The sequence below is a fragment of the Caulobacter ginsengisoli genome, assembly GCF_030814835.1.
Classification (GTDB): Bacteria; Pseudomonadota; Alphaproteobacteria; order Caulobacterales; family Caulobacteraceae; genus Caulobacter; species Caulobacter ginsengisoli.
In genome coordinates, this window is sequence record NZ_JAUSVS010000017.1 from 18,310 (window position 1) to 36,797 (window position 18,488).

Sequence of the window (18,488 nt, forward strand, 5' to 3'; positions counted from 1 at the left end):
TCAGCCCTTCTCCGCCTCCCAGGCCCTCACCGCCGCCTTGGGCGCGATCTTCTTCCAGCGGCGTTCGAGGAAGCTCTTCAGCGATCCGGGATGCAGGGTCTTCAGCCGGGCCAGCACGGCGGGATAGTCCTTGTAGTGGGCGGTGAAGTGGAAGGTCTGGGGCTCGGCCTCCATCAGCATCTCGCGCTCGTCGAACGACACGTCGCTCAGCACCGCGCTGTCGTCCTCGTGGCGGACGCGGGTGAAGAACTTTCCGTTCACTTTGAAGGCGGGGCGGCCATAGCTCATGCCCTCCTCGGCGCCGGGGAAGCTCATGGCGATGTCGCGGAATTCGTCCTGGGTCATGGCTTTCTGTATTTCTGCCGTTCCTCGGCCACCAGGTTGCGCCCCTGGGCGCTGAGGTCAATCAGGTTCGCCAGGCGCTGGGCGCGGGTATCGGGGCGTTTGGCGCTGACGACCCGGTACAGCATCTGGCGCCGATAGCCGGGCGGCTGGCTCTGGAAGAAATCCCAGGCCTTCCTGTCGGCCTTGAAGGCCCGCGTCTCCGCCGCCGTCAGTTCGGGATGCTCGGCCTCGTAGGCATAGGCCCGCTTGTCGTCGGGCGTGTAGTCGAACGCCGCCTCGCCGGCCGGGGTCATCAGCCCGGCCTTCCGCAGGGCCTCCATCCGCTCGATGTTGCGCTGGCTCCAGCGGCCGCCCGGCCGGCGGCGGGTGAAGCGGATGCGGTAGCGGGTCTCGTCGATATTGTGGCGCACCGCGTCGATCCAGCCGTAGCTGAGCGCCACGTCGACCGATTCCGGCCAGGTCATCGAGGGCTGGCCGGAGCCGACCTTGTGGAAGCCGACGCTGAGTTCGGTCGCCTTGTCGTGGTGCTCGGCCAGCCAGGCGCGGAAGTCGGCGGCGGTGGCGAAATAGGTAGGGTCGGCCATCGTCAGTACGCCAGCGCCACACCGTCCTTGCGCATCTCGGTGGCGGCCTCGTAGCGGCCCGGCCAGCTCTGGATGGCCTGGTAGCCGCCGAAGCCGCCGTCGCTGTCGCCCAGCTTCCAGCCGATCCTGGCCAGCCCCGCCCTGGTCGCTTCCGGCACGCCGGTTTCCAGCCGCAGGGTCCCGACGCCATGCTGGGGTTCGCCCGTGGGCTCGGACGAGCCCTCATGGTGCCAGCGCGGGCTGTCGCCGGCGGCCTGCAGGTCGAGGCCGAAATCGACCATGTTGGAGATGATCTGGGCCTGGCCCTGGGGCTGCATGTCGCCGCCCATGACGCCGAAGCTCAGCCAGGGCTTGCCGTCCTTGACCGCGAAGCCGGGGATGATGGTGTGGAAGGGCCGCTTGCCCGGCGCGAAGATGTTGGGATGCCCGTCTGTCAGGGCGAATAGCTCGCCCCGGTCCTGGAACATGAAGCCCAGGCCGTCGGGCATCAGGCCCGAGCCCATGCCGCGATAGTTGGACTGGATGATCGAGACCATCATCCCGTCCTTGTCGGCGCAGGTGAAATAGGTGGTGTCGCCCCGGCTGGGGGCCTCGCCCGAATGGACGGGGGTCAGGATGGCGTTGGGCTTGATCAGTTTCGCCCGCTCCCGGGCGTAGTCCTTGGAGATCAGCCAGTCGATCGGGGTGCTGGAGAAGCCCGGATCGGCGAACCAGCGGGCGCGGTCCTCATAGGCCAGCCGCTTGGCCTCGACACCGTGGTGGATGGCCGCCACGCTCTGGAAGCCCATCGCCTTGACGTCGAAGGTCTCCAGGATGTTGAGCAGCTGCAGGGTCGACAGGCCCTGGGTGTTGGGGGCCAGGCCATAGACGTCGACGCCGCGATAGGGGCTGACCAGCGGCGTGGTCCATTCGGAGCGGTGGGCGGCGAGGTCGGCGGCGGTCATCCAGCCGCCGATGCGCTTGAAATAGCGCTCGATGGTCTGGGCCGTCTCGCCGGCATAGAAGCCGTCGCGGCCGTGTTTGGCGATGCGCTCGTACGTGGCGGCCAGGCCGGGGTTGCGGAACACCTCGCCCTCCTGGGGCGTCCGGCCATCGGGCGCCCAGACCGACTTGAAGTTCTCCACCTCCTCGATCCCGCTGGCGGGGTTGGTGAAGCGGCGATAGCTGGCGGCCAGGTAGTAGGCGACGTTCTGCGTGACCGGAGCGCCCTCGCTGGCCAGGGCGATGGCCGGCTCGAACAGCCGTTTCCAGGCCAGCTTGCCGTAGCGCTGGTGCAGCTCCCACCAGGCGGCCACCGCCCCCGGCACGCTGACCGAGACGGCGCCGAAGCTGGGGATCAGACCGTCCTTGGTGGCCCTGCTGCGCACCGTTTCCAGGCTGAGGCCCCGGGGAGAGCGGCCCGAGCCGTTGATGCCGACCACCTTCTTGGCCCGGGTGTCCCACAACATGGCGAAACAGTCGCCGCCGACCCCCGAACTGATCGGCTCCAGGAAGCCCAGACAGGCGTTGGCGGCGATGGCCGCGTCCACCGCCGAGCCGCCGGCCTTGAGGATGTCGATCGCCGCCATGGTCGCCAGCGGGTGGGCCGTCGCCGCCGCCCCGTGCACGCCCCAGGCCGCCGAGCGCGAGGCGTAGGTGGCCCCGTCGATGCGGTCGCCGCCATGCACGTCGGGGCGGTTGAGGTTGGGATTGCCCGAGCGGCTCTGGGCCAGAGATGAGGTGGCGAAGGCGGTGGCCGGGACGGCGGCCAGGAAGGTGCGACGGCGCATGGGAACTCCGCTCGGACTTGAGGGGGCGGACTATCGGGCCATGTTCGGGCGGAGGGAAGCCCGTCTCCGGGCGTTTTTGATCGCCGTGACAGCGGTCACGGTGGGGCGGCGGCGGAGGCGCTAGGTAGGGATCACGTCGCCAAATGCGCAAGGCGGGCGCACAACCGCGACGTTCGAGGTATGAGAGTATCCAGTCAAAGGCAGCTTGGGGTTTTGTTTTGACGCCCATCCCAGGGGTTCCCGCCATCATCGCCCACGCCCGGTCGGGCGCGCTCGACCATGCCTGGCGATTGTTTCACGACGCCGGGCTGGACGCGGCCGCCGACGATCCGGCGGCGCTCAGCCTCAAGGGCCGGCTGATCAAGGACCGGGCGGCCGGGGCCGGGCCCGTCGAGCGCCGCCGCCTCTTCCTCGAAGCCGCCGCCGCCTATGGCGCGGCGGGTGAGATCAGCGGGGCGACCTATCCGCTGATCAACGCCGCCAGCCTGGCCCTGCTGGCCGGCGATGCGGCGCAGTCCAGAGCCCGGGCGACCAGCCTGCTGACCCGGCTGGACGCGGCCGGCGACGATCCCGACGAGACGCCCTATTACGCCCGGGCGACCCAGGCCGAGGCCCTGCTGCTGGTCGGCCAGATCGACGCCGCCCGCCAAGCCCTGGAGGCGGCGGTGGCCCTGGCCCCCCGCGCCTGGGAGGACCATGCCTCGACCCTGCGCCAGTTCGCCCTGATCCTGGCCGAACTCGGCGAGGACGCGAGCTGGCTGGAGCCGCTCCGGCCGCCGCGCAGCCTGCATTTCGCCGGCGGCATGGGACTGGCGGCGGATGGCGGAGCGATCGCCGACTGGCTGGGCAGGAACAGGGTGGGCTTCGGCTACGGCGCGCTGGCGGCCGGGGCCGACATCCTGATCGCCGAGGCCCTGGTCGCGGCCGGGGCGGAGCTGCATGTCATCCTGCCCTGTGCGGTGGCCGCCTTCCGCCGCGCCTCGGTCGAGCCCTACGGCGACGACTGGCCGGCGCGGTTCGACGCCCTACTGGGTCGCTGCGACAGCCTGCATGTGGCCGGCGCGGCCTGCCCGGAGGGCGACAGTCCGGTGGCGCCGCAGAGCCTGCAGCTGGCCGCCGAGGTGGCCATGGGCCGGGCGGTGATGCAGGCGAGGACGCTGGCCACGACCGCGACCCAGCTTCTGATCGTCGAGGCCGGAGCGGACGGGCCCGCCAGCCCCGGCGGCAGCGTCTGGATGCGCCAGGCTTGGTCGGACGCCGGCCGGCCCGGCGAGGTCATCGTCCTGCCGCCGGGCGCGCGCGGCGAGCGAGCGGGCGAGAGCGCCGGCTGTGTGTTGGCAGCCGTCATTTCTCTGCAGCCGGTCGGCCCCCTGACCGCCGAACTCGTTCAGCGTCTCGCCGCCGCCGTCCGGACGGGCCAGCGGCCGAGTACGACTCCGCGTTGGAACGGTGATAGCCTGGTTCTGGCTTTCATCGACTCAAAGCGGGCCGATAGCGCCGCTGTCGCTTTGGCGCTGGCCGCGAGCCTGGGTGAGGCGATCCGGATCGGCGTTGCTTACGATCTCATGGAACAATCGGACGACCCGTTCGGTGGCCATGCATTGCTGCTGGGCCCGGCTGTCGAAGCCGCCGCCGCCGCCGCGGCCTCGGCGCCCCCCGGCGCCATTCATGTCACCGGCGATTTCGCCGCCGCTCTGCATGCAGGTCCGGCCGCCGGCTGTCCGCGCACCGAATATGTCGGGGACATGCCGGGCTCCGATCTCGAGGATCCCGTGCAACTGCACGCCCTCAAGCCCGTCGGCTAGATCATGCCGTCCCGCAGCTGGCGTAGCGAAACCAGCACCAGGGCGTCGGGCTCGCGGCGGATCACGCCGCGGTCCTCCAGTCTGCTGATGATGCGGGACACCGTCTCCCGGGCGCTGTGAACACGCAGCGCCAGGTGCGCGATGACCGGCGCCGGGCTGATCCGCCGTCCATCGCCCGCTTCGGCCATGCGCAGGAGTTCGGCGCAGACCCGGCCATGAGCTGACAAGATGACCTCCTCCACCATGCGGATGTTCACGGCCTGGAGTTGGCGCACCAGCATGCGCGACACCGCCAAGCCGACGAAGCTGTAGCGTTCGAGCAGACCCAGGAAGTCCATCGCCGCGAACAGGGCCGCCCGCAGGCGCTCGGCCGCGACGATATCGGCCTCCTGCCGGGGCACGGCGGCCTGTCCGACCGCGCCGAAGATGTCGCCGGCGGAAAATTCGTGCAGCAGCATCTGGGCGCCGTCCCGGCCGACCACCAGGGCCTGGGCGCGGCCGAACACCACCAGATAGGTTTCGCGGACCGCATCGCCCTGGCGCAGGATCACCGCCCGGGCCGGATAGCGGCGATCGACAGCCCGCGCCGCGATCAGGGCGGCTACGTCCAGCGAACAGGCGAAAATTTCGGCCAGGGCCTCGACCAGCCCCGGCTCGCCGCCGTTTCCGCCTCTGCCGCCGCTCTGCGCCACCGAAGTCCCCCGCCCTGCCGCCTATGGCATGGTTAAGCAGACTACCGGACAATGCGGCTTTAGATCATTAGAAACGCGTCACGATTGCGACCATACGGCGAGTTCATTGCCGGCCGGGTCGGTGAAGTGGAATCGCCGCCCGCCCGGGAAGGTGAAGATCGGCCGCACGATGGTCCCGCCAGCGGCGGTCACCTTCTCCGCCATGGTCTCCAGGTCGTGGGCGTAGAGCACCACCACCGCCTGCCCCCGCCCTTCGGCGTCGTCGGCCTGGAAGCCGCCCTCCAGCCCCTCGTCGAAGGCCGCATAGCTGGGACCATAGTCGATGAACCTCCAGCCGAAGGCGGCGGCATAGAAGTCCTTGGTGGCCGGCAGCTCGCCGCCGGGCAGCTCGACATAGTCGACCTTGCCGTCCTCACGCATGGTGCGCCTCCATATGTTCTGTATTTGTTCTAGCCTGGACGGGCCGGGAGTCAAGCCTGGCCATAGTGGCGCCGCAGCAGCAGGAAGGAGGCGGTGACGCTGAGGGCGGCGATGGCGATGCCCGCCGCGTAGGGCGCTCCGGCCCACAGCAGCAGTCCCGCCGTCAGGCAGCCGAGGGCGCCGGCCAGGTCGAAGCCGGCCTCGGTGGCGACGTGGAAGCGCAGCGGGCAGGGCGACAGCTTGGAGCGGTTGTAGATGGCCGTCATCACCACGGGGGTGTGCAGGGCGAAGGCCACGGCCCCAACGGAGTTGGCGAAGATCGCCAGGCGGGGATCGCCATAGCCGACGGCGCGCAGCACGACCGTGGCCATCAGGGCGGCGGCGCTCACCCACAGCACCCGCCCGCCATGGCCGAAATCGATCCAGCGGCCGATGGCCAGGCCGCTGATCGCCCCGACCAGGGCCGCCAGCGCCACCGCCCCGCCATAGGCGGCGAAGTCGCGACCCAGCGAGACGAACAGGGCGATCTGCCAGACCAGGCCATAGCCGGCCCAGCTCCAGCTGTCGGCGGCCATCAGCAGCACGGCGGGCATGGCCGCCCTGATGGCGCCAGGGGCCTCTTCAATGACTTTGACGTTGGGCGCGGCCAGCAGGGGCAGGGCGGCGGCGGCCAGGGCCAGGGCGGTGACCCCGAAGGCGATGTCCGGCCCCACCGTCGCCAGGGCCCAGCCGGTGGCCAGCGGGGCCAGGATGCCGGCGATGGTGGCGGCCGCCTCGCGGGCCCCGATCTGGTGGCCGCGGTCTTCGTTGTCGCCCAGCGAGGCGAACCAGGCGTGATAGGTCGTCCAGTAGAGGGTGTCGCCGACCGAAGCGACGACCACCAGGGCCGCCAGCCCCCAGCCGACCCCCTCGACCCGTCCCAGCAAGGGGTACTGCAGGGCGGTCAGCAGGGTGCCGGCGATCACCAGGGGCTTGAGCCCCCAGCGCCTGGCCAGGGCGACCACGAACGGGCGGATGCAGAAGCGGCCGAGCAGGATGGTCGCCAGAGCGGCCATGACCACGGGGGCAGGGACGCCGGCCTGCAGCAGGAAGGCGGCGAAGAACATGCCGCTGCCGCTAAGGGCCAGAGCGTGGATGGCGTAGTGCAGATTGAGCAGGTTGACGGGCGTGCTGCGCAGGAAGGCCATGACCGGCGGTTCTCTCAAGGTGTGGATGCTGACGCGTGGCGTCCGCCGCCGGGATGCAATCCCGGAGGGGGAAGAGGCTCAAATCGCGTCGATCAACCGGCCACTGGGGGGCGCCCCTCACCTTGAAGCCCGCAGCTTAACCCGCTTCGTCCGGAAAGCTCCAGACCCGGGTGCGCTTGACCTCCATGTCCTCCAGCTCACGGGTGGTGGCCACCTGGTATTCGGCCAGCAGGGTCAGGCCGGTCTTGGGGAAATAGGTCCGCCCCGGATCGCCGATCAGCACCAGGGCGCCGTTGGCCCGGGCGGCCCGCAGCCAGGCCAGCACCCGCTCGGCCAGGGGTTTCTCGTAGCAGATGTCGCCGGCCAGGAAGACCTCGGCCCGCGGCGGCCGGCGGTCCAGCAGGTTCTCGTCGGTGAAGGCGACCTCGACCCCGTTGGCCTGGGCGTTCAGGGCCACGGCGGCGGCGCAGAAGCTGTCGATGTCGGCGGCCAGCACCGAGCGGGCGCCGGCCCGCATCGCCGCGATGCCGACGATCCCCGAGCCGGTGGCGAAATCGACCACGGTCTTGCCGGCCACCAGCTGGGGGTGGTCCAGGATGTGACGGGCCAGGGCCTGGCCGCCGGCCCAGGCGAAGGCCCAGAACGGCGGCGGCAGGCCGATCTTGGAGAGGGCGTCCTCGGTCAGCCGCCAGATCGGGGTGACCTCGTCGGCCAGGTAGAGTTGAAGCTCCGGCGCATGGGGCGGGGCCTGCAGCCGGGTGTTTTCGACAATGAAGGCCCGGCGGTCGGTGATCATCGATCAGGTCTGCGCGCATTCCTGCGGCAAGGCCATGCGTCAATGGGAAGCTTGCGCTGCGCCGACGGGCGGGCTCTAAGGATTTCACCACCGCGATGGGCGGTTGGTACCGGGGGCTACCTTTAATGATTATTTCGCTGGGGCGCGTCGCGCGCCTCTTCGTCGTCGCGGCTGTGATCGCGTCGACCACGACCGCCTGCGCGACCTCGCCGGACAAGATCTCGGCCAGCTATGTCTCGCCGCTGCAATACCAGGGCTATGACTGCGACCAGATCCGCGCCGAGATGATGCGCGTCAATTCCAGGGTCCGTGAAGTCGCCGCCGAGCAGCGCAAGTCGGCCAAGAACGACGCCATCGCCGTCGGCGTCGGCCTGGTGCTGTTCTGGCCGGCCCTGTTCTTCCTGGCCACGTCGGACCAGAAGGAAGAACTGGCCCGTCTGAAGGGCGAATACGACGCCCTCGACCAGTCGGCGATCCAGAAGAAATGCCCGGTCGTCCAGGAAATGGATGCGGCCAAGAAGGCCGGCTGATCGGTGTAGCGGAATTGGCGAGGGCCAGCGGCTCTCGCCAAAGACCGGAGTAGCGCAATGAAGCTTCTCTCGGCGGCCATCGCCGTCAGCCTGGCGCTCACTGCGGCGGCAGGCCCCTCTCTGGCGCAGGTTCCGCCACCTCAGACCCAGCCAGCCGACCCGAGGTCCAACAGCCAGATCGTCAGCGAGTTGACGCTGCTGCTGGACCTGGGCGGGACGGTCGATCAGCAGAACAAGGCGGTCGATACGATCATCGCCCAGCCGGACGTTCTGCCGCCCTGGCATTATCTGAAGGTCTGCACGGTGCTGTGGCTGCGGGGCGACCGCCAGCAGGCGGCCTTCTGGTTCTATATCTTCAAGATCCGGGCGAACGCCTGGGGCCGCTACGACCCGTCCGTCGAACCGATGGTCAACGGCTTCAGCCGCGACTTCGGCCAGATCGTCGATCGCTGGATCCAGGGCGACGACGCGGTCTGGCGCGACACCTACGCGCGGGCTCTGTCCTATGAACGCAGAATCCCGCTGTATCCCCATCCGCCAGAGGGCGTCTCGGCCGAGACCTGGCAGCGCGAGATGGCCGACTGGCGCCAATCGGCCCAGGCCGAACAGGATCGCGCCTTCGCCCTGACGGAAAAGGAACTGGCCAAGCGCCGCAAGCGCGACAAGGTTAAGCCAGGTCCCTTGCAGAACGCCGGGGCGCCGCTGCCGGACGACTGGCGATAGGAGAGGCTGGCATGATCAACCGCCGTCACATACTGGGGCTTGCTGCCGCCGCGTCGGCCCTGTCGACGGCGGCCCTTGCCCAGACGACCGAAGACATCGCCCGGCTGGCCATTCAGCAGAAGGGCATCGAGCCCATCCCGGTCACCGAGGCTGAGAAGGCGATCTGGCGCGATCTGCTTGCGGACGGAACCAAGGCCCAGGCCGCCGACGCGATCATCGCCAGGCCCGACTCGGTCAACCCGCTGGCCTTCGCCTTGGTCTCGGAGTCGCTGTGGGAGCGGGGAGACCGGGCCAAGGCGGCCTTCTGGTTCTATCTGTTCCAAGCCCGCACCCAGCCCTGGATGTCGGGCGGACCGATCTCGGAAGTCTTGCTGCGGGACTATGTGAGCCAGTTGCTGGACCGCTCGGTGGATTATGTCGGGGTCCGCCGGTACTACAACCAGCGGGTCGGGGAGCCGGTGAACACCTGGGCTATGAGCGACCTGGACGCTCTCCAGGTTCTGGCGGCGCGGGTGTTCAGCTACGAGCGCCGCATTCCCCTCTATGCCGAGCGCATCACCTACGCCTCCGAGGAGCGCTGGTTGGCGCAGGTCGAGGCCAAGCGCGTGGAGAACGAGCAGACCTTCAAGGAGGCCCTGGCCCAGAACAAGCCGGCCGACTTCTACGAGGCGCGCCGCAAGCAGGGCCTCTATGTCGGCCCCTGGAAGGATCCGGGCGCGCCGCTGCCCGAAGACTGGCGCTAAGGCGCCATCCACCAGGCCGCCAGGCTGAAGCGTTCGCCCGTTGCCAGCGGCGTCACCTCATGGGTCGTCTCGGCCCGGAAGGCCACGGCGCATCCGGCCGGGATGACGGCGGTGCGGCGTTCAGCCCCGTCATGAAACACCAGGTCTCCCCCGGCATAGTCGTCAGGGGCGCTGATCAGCAGGCTGATCGACACCCGCCTGTGCCGCGAGCGGTCATGGACCAGCGGCGTGTTGCCGTCCTGATGGGCGACGAAATAGTCGCCGGGGCCGTAGCGCAGGGCCTGGGGCGTTTCCAGCGGGCCCAGCCGCTGGCCGAAATGGGCTTCCAGCCGGGGGCGCTGGGCCTCCAGCCGGGCGCGGATCAGCGCCTCGGTCGCCGCGTCCAGTTCCAGCCGCTGGGTGCGGCGGACCTGGGCCATCACCACGCCGCCGGGGGTCGGATCGATGACGGTGGCCGGATGGGATGCGGCGGTCCGCAGCGCGGCGAGCAGAGTCTTCAGATCGGCTGGCGACAGCACCGCCTCGATGGCCAGCGGGCCGCTCACGCCGCCTTCGACGAGGCCATGCCCAGCACCGCCACATAGCTCGGCGCGGTCAGCATCCGCTCGGTGACGCCCTTGGCCGCCAGCAAACGGTTGGTGGCCGGCAGGTTCCAGCAGGGCACATGCATGAACATGTGATGCTCACAGTGATAGTTCACATAGTAGGGGGCCAGGACCGCCCGGGCGAGCCAGCCGGCCCGGGTGGTGCGGGCGTGGCGCAGGGGGTCGGGCTCGTCCTTGGCGACGCAGGCGTGCTCGGCGATGTTTCTGAGGCGCGTGATCAGCGGATACCAGGTCGCCATCGGCAGCAGCCACAGCACCGGCCAGGCCCACCAGAGGCCAATCAAGCTGGTGGCCAGGATGATGATCCCGTTGACGATCAGGAACGGGCGCCAGAAGCGGTAGACGCCGCGCGCGGTCTTGCGGAACGGGACGCCCTTCTTCGCCCCGTCGCGGAAGGCGTCCAGGCTGGGCTTGATGCGCTGCTTGTAGAAGGTCTGGCCGGTCAGGTCGCGGACCGCCTTGCGCCACAGGGACTGGCGGGTGATCGGGAAGGGGGCGGAGAGGCCCAGGTCCGGGTCCTCGGCCTGCTGGGCGAACTTGTGGTGGCCCAGGTGGTAGTCGCGGTAGCGCAGCAGCTCGCCGTTGGTCGGGGCGCCGCAGAGCCACTGGCCGACCCAGTCGTTGACCTTGAGGTCCGGGTGCAGGCAGCCATGGGCGGCGTCATGCATCAGGATGGCCAGGCCCAGCTGCCGGGCCCCGATCAGCATCACCGCCACGACCAGGGTCAGCGGGTTGGGGAAGGCGACGAACAGCGCCCCGGCCGCGACGATGACCAGCCAGGCGTGGGCGACCAGCCAGAGGCCGCGGCTGCGCGAGCGCGCGGCCAGCGGCGCCCATTCCTCGGGCGTGAAGAAGTCGGCGGGTTTCACGCGTGCGGCGACCGGCATTTGGCCATTATTCCATGTGGGACTTGGCTTGGGTAGGATGACGAAGGGTCATCCTTTGGAGGGCTTCTATGCGACTTTCCCTGATCGCCGCCGGGGCCGCGACTCTGCTCATCGCGGGCGCCGCGCTCACGCCAAGCCACAGCCACGCCGCCAGCTTCAACTGCCGCTTCGCCCGCCTGCCGGACGAGCGCGCCATCTGCGCCGACACGGGTCTCAACGACCAGGACGTGCGGATGGCCCTGCTCTACGACATCACCCGCCGGCTGGTGCCGATGGGGACGCGCGGGGCGATCATGGACCGCCAGGTCGCTTGGCTGCGCCAGCGCCGCTCCTGCGGGGGCGACCGGAACTGCATCGGCCGGGCCTACAACATGCGGATCGCCGAGCTCAATCAGGTGATGGAGCGGGTTTATCGGCAGGGGCCGTTCTAGCGCTGTAAGCTCCCTTCCTCCTCGATGGAGGAAGGGTCGGGGATGGTGGTGGTGGCAGTGCGTTTCCGGAAGGACGCGGGGAGGCGCCCACGCCACCCCACGCTTTTCGCCCAGGCTCCGAGTGAACACCACCAACCCTGCCCTTCCTCCATCGAGGAGGAAGGGTTCTTGGGTGGTTAGATCAGATCCCCACCCGCCGCCGCCGCCGTAGTGCCGTCGCGCTCGAACGCCTTGATGACATTGCGGCCGACCGTCCAGCGGTGGACCTCGTCCGGCCCGTCGACCAGGCGCTGGCTGCGGATGTGGGTGTACCAACGCGCCAGGGGGGTATCCATCGAATAGCCCAGGGCCCCGTGCAGCTGGATGGCGGTGTCGACCACCTTGTGGACCATGTGGGCCAGGAAGACCTTGGCGATGGAGTTTTCCTGGCGGATGTCCATGCCCTTCTCGGCCTTGTAGGCGATGTGCAGCAGCATCAGCCGGGCCATGTAGAGCTCGCTGGCGCAGTCGGCCAGCATCCACTGCACGCCCTGGCGCTCGGCCAGACGCTTGCCGAAGGTGGTGCGCTTGGTGACGTGGGCGGTGGCCAGGTCGAGCGCGCGTTGGGCCATGGAGACATTGTGCATGCCGTGGCGCAGGCGGCCGTAGGCCAGGCGGTGCTGGCCCATGTTGAAGCCGTTGCCCTCGCCGCCCAGCAGGTTCTCGGCCGGGACGACCAGGTCCTTGATCTCGATCTCGCTGTGGCCGCCGCCCAGGATGTGGCTGAGCGGGCCCTCGGCGGCCATGGTCTCGATGTCGCGGATGATCCGGTAGCCGGGGTTGGGCAGCTCGACGATGAAGGTCGAGAACTGCTGGTGGCGCGGGGCGTCCGGATCGGTCTTGGCCATGACCAGGGCGATGTCGGCGACGCTGGCGGCCGAGGAGAACCACTTCTCGCCGTTCAGCACATAGTTCTCGTTGCCGTCCTTGACGGCCCGGGTCTGCATGCCGGTGGCGTCGGCCCCCGCCGCCTTCTCGGTCATCGAATAGCAGATGCGCTTTTCGCCGTTGAGCAGGGGTTTGAGGAACTTTTCCTTCTGGTACTCGGTGCCGTGGGCCAGCAGGGTCATCATGGTGGCGTCGTCGGGGCCCTGGGTGTTCATCGACAGGGCGCCCAGATAGCTCTCGCCCAGCTCCATCTGCACCAGGGCGTTGGCCAGGGGGCCCAGGCCCATGCCGCCATGCTCCTTGGGGATGAAGGGGCACCAGAGGCCCTGGGCCCGCGCCTTGGTGCGCAGCTCGCCCAGGATGGTCTTGTAGTCGCCGCCCTCGATCAGGCGCTTTTCGGCCGGCTTGCACTCGTCATTGACCCACTGGCGGACCTTCTCGCGGACGGCCTTGGCCTCGGGCGGAATCTCGAAATCGATGGACATGCGGCGCTCTCCCTGGGGCTTTGTTTCCCCAAGCTCTAGCCCCGTCACGCGAGGGAAAGCCAGCCGTGAATGCGCCGATCTAGTGGGCCAGCCGCACGCTGGTCGCCCCCGGCCCCACGCCGGTGGGCGTCGGCACCGAGGAGCCGGCATAGTTGGCGTTGATCACCAGGTTGGGGCTGCCGGTCATCAGCAGCGACTTGGCCACGATGACCGTCCAGGCCGACTGGTCGGCGATGCGGCTGCTCCCGGCGATCCGCAGGGTGGCCGAGGGGATGTAGACGGTGCCCAGCAGTTCCCGCGCCGCATCGGTGGAGATTTCGAAATCGCCCTTGTTGGCGCGGGTCGTCATCAGGACGAAGCCGGCAAAGGGGCCGCTTCGCAGGCCCCGAAGCCGGATTTGCGCGCTGTCCTCGAACTTGAAGTCGGCGGAAGACCCGAACGTCAGCAGCACATTGTCACCGTTCAGGACGGCGTTCTCCCTCAGGTCCAGCTTTCCCTTCTGGAAGAAATGCTCACCCGGCAGCAGGGTCAGGGTGACGCCTTTGCCAACCGTGATGTTCCCGCAATGAATTCCCGGGGAGAGGATCATCAATCCGGCGCCAGGCAGCAGATCCAGCGGATTGCACAGCAAGCCCTTCTCGGGAATGTCGAGGTCGGCGAACGGGTCGGTGATGATCGGGGCGCCGACCTGGGCGGCCGGATTGATCGCGCCGGCGGCCCCTTCGGCCGTCCCGGCGGTCTGGACGACGTCGGCGTTCAGCTTGGCGAAGTTGGTCACCGCGATATCGGCGTTCGCATGCACCATGCAGGCCGCGGCGCTCATCACCGAACCGTCCTGCAACAGCATCTTTTCGCCGGCCTTGTCGCCCGAGGTCAGCACGCAGAGCGGGGTCTGGCCCATCTGCTGACCGGTGGCCGTGACGTTGAACTTCCAGCCGCCGGGCGGCAGCATGTTGGCGAAGAACGACATCCGGGAGACGGCGATGTCGACCCGCAAGGTCCCGACCCGGGCGTCCGGCGTGATGGTGACGGCATGGTCCAGCAGGGTCAGCCGGCCGGTGATCTGGGCCTCGACATAGGCGAGCGTGCGCTCCTTCACCCCGGCGACATCGGCCAGGCTCAGCTGCTTGGCGCCCTGCAATGCGGCCGAGTCGGCGATGTCCTGCAGCGCGCCCTTGTCGGCGCTGACCGCGGCCAGGTCGATGGCGGCGCAGACCAGCACCGCGATGACCGGCGTGGCTATGGCGAAGGTGACCAGGACGCCGCCGTGCCGCGCGTCCCGCCAGCGTCCAAGGAAACGGCCGAGCGCGTTGGACCACGCCCGGTAGAGCCTGGTCACAGGGCGTCCTCGATCGCCTGGGCGAATTCGGCGGCCTCGGTCCGCAGGTCGGGGTGCTGGCGCAGCACCGTCTGCAGGAAGCGCTTGCCGGCCTGGGCGACCTGCATCAGGGCCGTCCGGGCGTCCCGGGACTGCTGGCCGATGCGGATACGGTCGTTCAGCAACGCGGCCTCGTTGACCGTGGTGCGGTGCACATAGCGGATCTGGTAGCCGAGCAGCCGCCAGTTGATCGGCTTGACCACGAACGAGGTCGCCCCCGCCTCATAGGCCTTGTCGATGGCGGCGATGTCTTCGCGGCTGGTGCAGATGATGACCGGGATGCGGGAGGTGGCCTCGTCGGCGCGCAGCTGGCGCAGCACGTCGAAGCCGTTCAGGCGCGGCATTTCCAGATCGAGCAGGATCAGGTCGGCGGGCTGCTCGTCAAGTTTGGCAAAGGCGTCGAGGCCGTCCTCGGCCACCGCCACCCGCGTCCCCTCGCTCGCCAGATTGGCCTGGGCGAACTCGCGCAGGATCGGATCGTCATCGACGAACAGAATCCGGAGCGGGTGCTGGGCCAGCTGCAAATAAGCTCCGCTCGGCATCGGCCGCGCATTCATTCCGGTCGCCCTGTTTCCCTTCGGATTCCCCCGACGGCAGCGATCAGATTAAGCGGGGAGTCATTAAGTTGACGTAACTGGAGGAGCGACAAAACGTCCTATCCCTCTGGATTTTCACGCTTAATGCCGAATTACCGCCGCAAGCCGACTCTGCGGACCCGCCTGGGTCTGCTGGTCCTTTGCTCGGTCGGCGTGGCCGTGGCGCTGGCGACCGGGGTGTCGGCCTGGCGCGAGGCGCGGCGCGAAGCCGCAGCCCAGGCCGACCGGCTGGTGGCCACGGCCAGGGTCCTGGCCTCGATCGGGGCCGAGCCGGTGGCCGCCGGCGACCGCGCCCAGGCCTTCACCGCCCTGCGCTCCATCGCCCAGATGCCGGGCGTCACCTATGCCCGTATCGAGGACGCCGGCGGCCGGGTTCTGGTCGAGACCGGTTCGGGTGTGCGGCTCTCGCGGGACGCCCGGGTGGGGCAGGGCGGCGCCGCCTCGTTCCTGGACCTGCTGGGCTCGCGCGCCATCGAGGCCCGCGCCCCGGTGATCAGCAACCGGCGGACGGTCGGCCAGGTGGTGCTGCTGGGCCAGGTGGCCGGGGTGCAGGGCCGGCTGGCCGGCGGCTTGCTGGTCAGCCTGCTGGCGGGGCTGGCGGCGGCCCTGGTCGGGCTGCTGACCGCCGCCCGGCTGCAACGCAAGATCACCGCCCCGATCCAGGCTTTGCGCGACGCCATGGGTCAGGTGCGGGAGCACCATGCCTATGACCGGCCGGTCGAGGTCGCCACCCCGGACGCGGAGACCCAGGCCCTGGTCGAGGGCTTCAACGCCATGCTGGCCGAGATCCGCGACCGCGATGACATCCTGGCCCAGCACATGGCCGGCCTGGAGCGCACCGTCGCCGAGCGCACCGCCGATCTGGCCGCCGCCAAGGACGCCGCCGAATCCGCCAACAGCGCCAAGTCCGACTTCCTGGCGGCGATGAGCCACGAAATCCGCACCCCGATGAACGGGGTGATGGTCATGGCCGAGATGCTGGCCGCCGGCGACATGCCGCCCAAGCAGCGCCGCTTCGCCGAGGTGATCGCCAAGTCCGGCGCCTCGCTGCTGGCCATCATCAACGACATCCTCGACTTCTCGAAGATCGAGGCCGGCAAGATGGAGATCGAGGCCGAGCCGCTCGACCCGGCCGAAGCGGTCGAGGACGTGCTGAGCCTGTTCTGGGAGCGGGCGCGGTCCAAGGGGCTGGATCTGGCCGCCTGGATCGACCCGGCCACCCCGGCGCGCATCGCCGGCGATCCGACCCGGCTGCGGCAGGTGATCGGCAACCTGGTCAACAACGCCATAAAGTTCACCGAGACCGGCGGCGTACTGGTCGGCGTCGCGCCGGCGCCGGGCGGAGGACTGAGGGTCTCGGTCACCGACAGCGGGGTCGGCATCGCGGCCGACAAGTTGGACGCGGTGTTCGGCGCCTTCACCCAGGCTGACCAGTCGACCACCCGCAAGTTCGGCGGCACGGGCCTCGGCCTGGCCATCTGCAAGCGGCTGGTCGAGGCCATGGGCGGCCAGATCGGGGTGACCAGCCAGGTCGGCCGCGGCTCGACCTTCGCCTTCACCGCCCCCTTCGCCGTGCTGGAGGCCGCGCCGGACTGGCCGCGGATCGAGGGCGTCCAGGTCAGTGTCAGCCTGGCCGGCCCCTGCACCCGCCAGGCGGTGCGGCGTTACCTGGCCTCGGCCGGGGCGGTGGTGTCGCTGGAGGCCGGGGATGAGGCCGCCCTGCTGATCAGCGATCCGGAAGGCCTGGCCGAAAAGCCGCGCCGGGCGCCGACCCTGTGCGTGGCCGAGTATGGCGATGTGCGGCCGGGCGAGCTGATCCGGCGGGGGGCGGCCGACGCCCTGCTGGTGCAGCCGCTGCGCCGCCGCGACCTGGTCCGGGCCCTCAGCGAACTGGCCGCCGGCCGGCCTTTAACCGACGCTGCTTCGGCCCAGGTCCAGGCCGAGGAGGCCGCCCTGCCCAGCTTCGCCGGCCGCCGGGTGCTGGTCGCCGACGACAGCGCCGTCAACCGCGAGGTGGCGCTGGAGGCCCTGTCCCGGTTCGGGGTCGCCGCCGCCATCGCCCTGGACGGCCGCGAGGCGGTCGCCGCCGTCGCGGCCGACCGCTTCGACCTGGTGCTGATGGACGGCTCGATGCCCGAGATGGACGGCTTCGAGGCCAGCCGCGAGATCCGCCGGCTGGAGGGCGAGGACCGCCACACCCCCATCGTCGCCCTGACCGCCCATGTCGTCGGCTCCGGCGCCGACGCCTGGCGCGCCGCCGGCATGGACGGGGTGCTGCACAAGCCCTTCACCCTGGCGGCCCTGGCCGAAATGCTGGGCCGGTTCATGACGCCCTCGCAGCGGCCGACCGCCCCGGCCTCGGGTCCGGCGCCCACGACCGCGGCGGCGGACGGCGAGCTGTTCGACCCCGCCGTGGCCGAGGACCTGGCCCGCATGGCCCAGGCCGGACAGGGCGATTTCGTCGCCCGGGTGCGCGCCCTCTATCGCGACAACGCCCCGGCCCAGGCCGAGGCGGTGATCAAGGCGGCCGAGGCCGACGACGCCGAAGGCGCGGCGCGGGCGGCCCACGCCCTGAAGTCGATGAGCCTCAACCTCGGGGCCCGCGCCGTCTCGCAGCGGGCCGAGCAGATCGAGCAGGCGGCGCGCAATATCGGCACGGTCGACCGGGCCGCGGCCCACGATCTCTACGCCGCCCTCACCGCGACCCTGCGGGCCCTGGGCGAGCCGACCAAGGCGGCCGACGACCGCGACGCGCTGATCGCCGACCTCTCCGGCGCCGCCAAGCGCGGCGAGTTCTCCCTGGTCTACCAGCCCCAGGTGGGCCGCGACGGCGACACCCTGGTCGGGACCGAGGCCCTGATCCGCTGGACCTGCCCCAAGCGCGGCCCGATCAGTCCCGGCCAGTTCATCCCCCTGGCCGAGCAGGCGGGCCTGGCCCGAAGCATCTCGCGCTGGGTGATCGCCCGGGCCCTGGACGACACCGCCGACCTGGAGGGGCTGGTGGTCTCGGTCAACATCTCGGCCACGGAGATCGGCGACCCCGGCTTCGTCGACGAACTGCAGGTGGCCCTGTCGCGCCGCGGCTTCGATCCGCGCCGGCTGGAGATCGAGATCACCGAGACCGCTATGCTCCACTCCGGCGAGGAGACCCGCAAAGCGATCGAGCGGCTGCAGGCCCTGGGGGTCGCCGTGGCGCTGGACGATTTCGGCACCGGCTTTTCCAGCCTCAGCCACCTGCGCCTCTTCCCGTTCAACACCCTGAAGATCGACCGCGCCTTCGTCGCCCCCTGCGCCGAGGACGTCACCGCCGGCGCCCTGGTCCATGCCCTGGTCAGCATCGGCCGGGCCATGGGGGTGCGGATCGTCGCCGAAGGGGTCGAGACCGAGGAACAGCGCCAGTTCCTCAAACTGGCCGGGGTCAGCGCCCTGCAGGGCTACCTGACCGGCCGCCCCGCCCCGCTCGAGGACCTGCGCGCCCGCTGGTCGGCGGGCCGCCGGGCAGTGGAGGCCGCCTAGGACTCGCACTCAACTACCGCTCATCCCCGCGAAAGCGGGGACCCAGGCTTTTTGCTGTTGAGGGCGACA

The 18,488-nt window shown here is 69.9% G+C and carries 18 protein-coding genes; 6 read left to right on the forward strand and 12 right to left on the reverse strand.

All coding sequences use genetic code 11. The features are described 5' to 3' along the window. Genes QO010_RS23615 through ggt form a run of 3 tightly spaced genes read right to left on the reverse strand, consistent with a single transcriptional unit; the run spans position 1 to position 2,698 of the window. A complete protein-coding gene (locus QO010_RS23615) occupies positions 1 to 345 on the reverse strand; it encodes an MmcQ/YjbR family DNA-binding protein (protein ID WP_307353193.1) in 345 nt (114 codons plus the stop codon). Next, entirely contained in the window at positions 342 to 929 is a 588-nt protein-coding gene (locus QO010_RS23620; RefSeq protein ID WP_307353194.1) for a YdeI/OmpD-associated family protein, read from the reverse strand. Before QO010_RS23620 ends, QO010_RS23615 begins: the two co-directional genes overlap by 4 nt. A 2-nt stretch (positions 930 to 931) precedes the next feature. Next, positions 932 to 2,698 carry a gamma-glutamyltransferase gene (gene ggt / locus QO010_RS23625; RefSeq protein ID WP_307353195.1) on the reverse strand — a complete coding sequence of 589 codons (1,767 nt, stop codon included), beginning with the start codon at positions 2,696 to 2,698 and terminating at the stop codon, positions 932 to 934. Between the two features lie 218 nt (positions 2,699 to 2,916). Here ggt and QO010_RS23630 point away from each other — a divergent pair, with 218 nt between their 5' ends. Then, entirely contained in the window at positions 2,917 to 4,503 is a 1,587-nt protein-coding gene (locus tag QO010_RS23630) for a tetratricopeptide repeat-containing protein (RefSeq protein WP_307353197.1), read from the forward strand. On the opposite strand, the gene QO010_RS23635 is transcribed toward QO010_RS23630, so the two are convergent. The 4 genes from QO010_RS23635 to QO010_RS23650 all read right to left on the reverse strand — a co-directional run bounded on the left by QO010_RS23635 (position 4,500) and on the right by QO010_RS23650 (position 7,598). Further along, complete coding sequence (locus QO010_RS23635; RefSeq protein WP_307353198.1) at positions 4,500 to 5,195, reverse strand: Crp/Fnr family transcriptional regulator; 696 nt, start codon at positions 5,193 to 5,195, stop codon at positions 4,500 to 4,502. The two genes, QO010_RS23630 and QO010_RS23635, sit on opposite strands and share 4 nt — an antisense overlap. Before the next feature lie 78 nt (positions 5,196 to 5,273). Beyond that, positions 5,274 to 5,615, reverse strand: coding sequence for a VOC family protein (locus tag QO010_RS23640; RefSeq protein WP_307353199.1), 342 nt, complete (start codon positions 5,613 to 5,615; stop codon positions 5,274 to 5,276). A 50-nt stretch (positions 5,616 to 5,665) separates the two neighbouring features. After that, positions 5,666 to 6,802 (reverse strand): MFS transporter, encoded by a 1,137-nt coding sequence (locus tag QO010_RS23645; protein ID WP_307353200.1) that lies wholly within the window; start codon positions 6,800 to 6,802, stop codon positions 5,666 to 5,668. Positions 6,803 to 6,938: 136 nt separating this feature from the next. Beyond that, entirely contained in the window at positions 6,939 to 7,598 is a 660-nt protein-coding gene (locus QO010_RS23650) for a class I SAM-dependent methyltransferase (RefSeq protein ID WP_307353202.1), read from the reverse strand. Positions 7,599 to 7,723: 125 nt separating this feature from the next. Between QO010_RS23650 and QO010_RS23655 the strand changes: the two genes are divergently transcribed. From QO010_RS23655 to QO010_RS23665, 3 genes are read left to right on the forward strand one after another with little or no spacing between them, the layout of a single operon-like run. Further along, a complete protein-coding gene (locus QO010_RS23655) occupies positions 7,724 to 8,128 on the forward strand; it encodes a hypothetical protein (protein WP_307353204.1) in 405 nt (134 codons plus the stop codon). Positions 8,129 to 8,185: 57 nt separating this feature from the next. Further along, positions 8,186 to 8,851, forward strand: a complete 666-nt coding sequence (locus tag QO010_RS23660; RefSeq protein ID WP_307353205.1) for a hypothetical protein — start codon at positions 8,186 to 8,188, stop codon at positions 8,849 to 8,851. Between the two features lie 11 nt (positions 8,852 to 8,862). After that, positions 8,863 to 9,594: a hypothetical protein gene (locus QO010_RS23665; RefSeq protein WP_307353206.1), complete on the forward strand. Its 732-nt coding sequence runs from the start codon at positions 8,863 to 8,865 to the stop codon at positions 9,592 to 9,594. Here QO010_RS23665 and QO010_RS23670 read toward each other — a convergent pair. Beyond that, positions 9,591 to 10,139: a 2OG-Fe(II) oxygenase gene (locus QO010_RS23670; RefSeq protein WP_307353207.1), complete on the reverse strand. Its 549-nt coding sequence runs from the start codon at positions 10,137 to 10,139 to the stop codon at positions 9,591 to 9,593. The genes QO010_RS23665 and QO010_RS23670 overlap by 4 nt on opposite strands. Beyond that, positions 10,136 to 11,086: a fatty acid desaturase family protein gene (locus QO010_RS23675; RefSeq protein WP_307353208.1), complete on the reverse strand. Its 951-nt coding sequence runs from the start codon at positions 11,084 to 11,086 to the stop codon at positions 10,136 to 10,138. Before QO010_RS23675 ends, QO010_RS23670 begins: the two co-directional genes overlap by 4 nt. Positions 11,087 to 11,154: 68 nt before the next feature. On the opposite strand from QO010_RS23675, the gene QO010_RS23680 reads away from it, so the two are divergent. Next, entirely contained in the window at positions 11,155 to 11,517 is a 363-nt protein-coding gene (locus QO010_RS23680; protein WP_307353210.1) for a lysozyme inhibitor LprI family protein, read from the forward strand. A gap of 176 nt (positions 11,518 to 11,693) precedes the next feature. Here the strand turns inward: QO010_RS23680 and QO010_RS23685 are convergent, their stop codons facing one another. The 3 genes from QO010_RS23685 to QO010_RS23695 form a co-directional block, all read right to left on the reverse strand. Then, on the reverse strand, positions 11,694 to 12,929 hold the full coding sequence (locus QO010_RS23685; protein ID WP_307353211.1) for an acyl-CoA dehydrogenase family protein: 1,236 nt from the start codon (positions 12,927 to 12,929) through the stop codon (positions 11,694 to 11,696). A 79-nt stretch (positions 12,930 to 13,008) separates the two neighbouring features. After that, positions 13,009 to 14,268 (reverse strand): TadE/TadG family type IV pilus assembly protein, encoded by a 1,260-nt coding sequence (locus tag QO010_RS23690; protein WP_307353212.1) that lies wholly within the window; start codon positions 14,266 to 14,268, stop codon positions 13,009 to 13,011. Further along, positions 14,265 to 14,849, reverse strand: a complete 585-nt coding sequence (locus tag QO010_RS23695) for a response regulator (protein WP_307353214.1) — start codon at positions 14,847 to 14,849, stop codon at positions 14,265 to 14,267. The genes QO010_RS23690 and QO010_RS23695 overlap by 4 nt, the downstream gene beginning before the upstream one ends. Before the next feature lie 138 nt (positions 14,850 to 14,987). On the opposite strand from QO010_RS23695, the gene QO010_RS23700 reads away from it, so the two are divergent. Beyond that, positions 14,988 to 18,419, forward strand: a complete 3,432-nt coding sequence (locus QO010_RS23700; protein WP_307353216.1) for an EAL domain-containing protein — start codon at positions 14,988 to 14,990, stop codon at positions 18,417 to 18,419. The last annotated feature ends 69 nt before the right edge of the window (positions 18,420 to 18,488 follow it).

Bases quoted from the DNA above. Each gene is read 5' to 3' on its own strand.
- QO010_RS23655 (WP_307353204.1), top strand. From the start codon at position 7,724: ATGATTATTTCGCTGGGGCGCGTCGCGCGCCTCTTCGTCGTCGCGGCT.
- QO010_RS23620 (WP_307353194.1), bottom strand. From the start codon at position 929: ATGGCCGACCCTACCTATTTCGCCACCGCCGCCGACTTCCGCGCCTGG.
- QO010_RS23660 (WP_307353205.1), top strand. From the start codon at position 8,186: ATGAAGCTTCTCTCGGCGGCCATCGCCGTCAGCCTGGCGCTCACTGCG.
- QO010_RS23615 (WP_307353193.1), bottom strand. From the start codon at position 345: ATGACCCAGGACGAATTCCGCGACATCGCCATGAGCTTCCCCGGCGCC.
- QO010_RS23665 (WP_307353206.1), top strand. From the start codon at position 8,863: ATGATCAACCGCCGTCACATACTGGGGCTTGCTGCCGCCGCGTCGGCC.
- QO010_RS23645 (WP_307353200.1), bottom strand. From the start codon at position 6,802: ATGGCCTTCCTGCGCAGCACGCCCGTCAACCTGCTCAATCTGCACTAC.
- QO010_RS23675 (WP_307353208.1), bottom strand. From the start codon at position 11,086: ATGCCGGTCGCCGCACGCGTGAAACCCGCCGACTTCTTCACGCCCGAG.
- QO010_RS23685 (WP_307353211.1), bottom strand. From the start codon at position 12,929: ATGTCCATCGATTTCGAGATTCCGCCCGAGGCCAAGGCCGTCCGCGAG.
- QO010_RS23695 (WP_307353214.1), bottom strand. From the start codon at position 14,849: ATGCCGAGCGGAGCTTATTTGCAGCTGGCCCAGCACCCGCTCCGGATT.
- QO010_RS23640 (WP_307353199.1), bottom strand. From the start codon at position 5,615: ATGCGTGAGGACGGCAAGGTCGACTATGTCGAGCTGCCCGGCGGCGAG.
- QO010_RS23700 (WP_307353216.1), top strand. From the start codon at position 14,988: ATGCCGAATTACCGCCGCAAGCCGACTCTGCGGACCCGCCTGGGTCTG.
- QO010_RS23650 (WP_307353202.1), bottom strand. From the start codon at position 7,598: ATGATCACCGACCGCCGGGCCTTCATTGTCGAAAACACCCGGCTGCAG.
- ggt (WP_307353195.1), bottom strand. From the start codon at position 2,698: ATGCGCCGTCGCACCTTCCTGGCCGCCGTCCCGGCCACCGCCTTCGCC.
- QO010_RS23680 (WP_307353210.1), top strand. From the start codon at position 11,155: ATGCGACTTTCCCTGATCGCCGCCGGGGCCGCGACTCTGCTCATCGCG.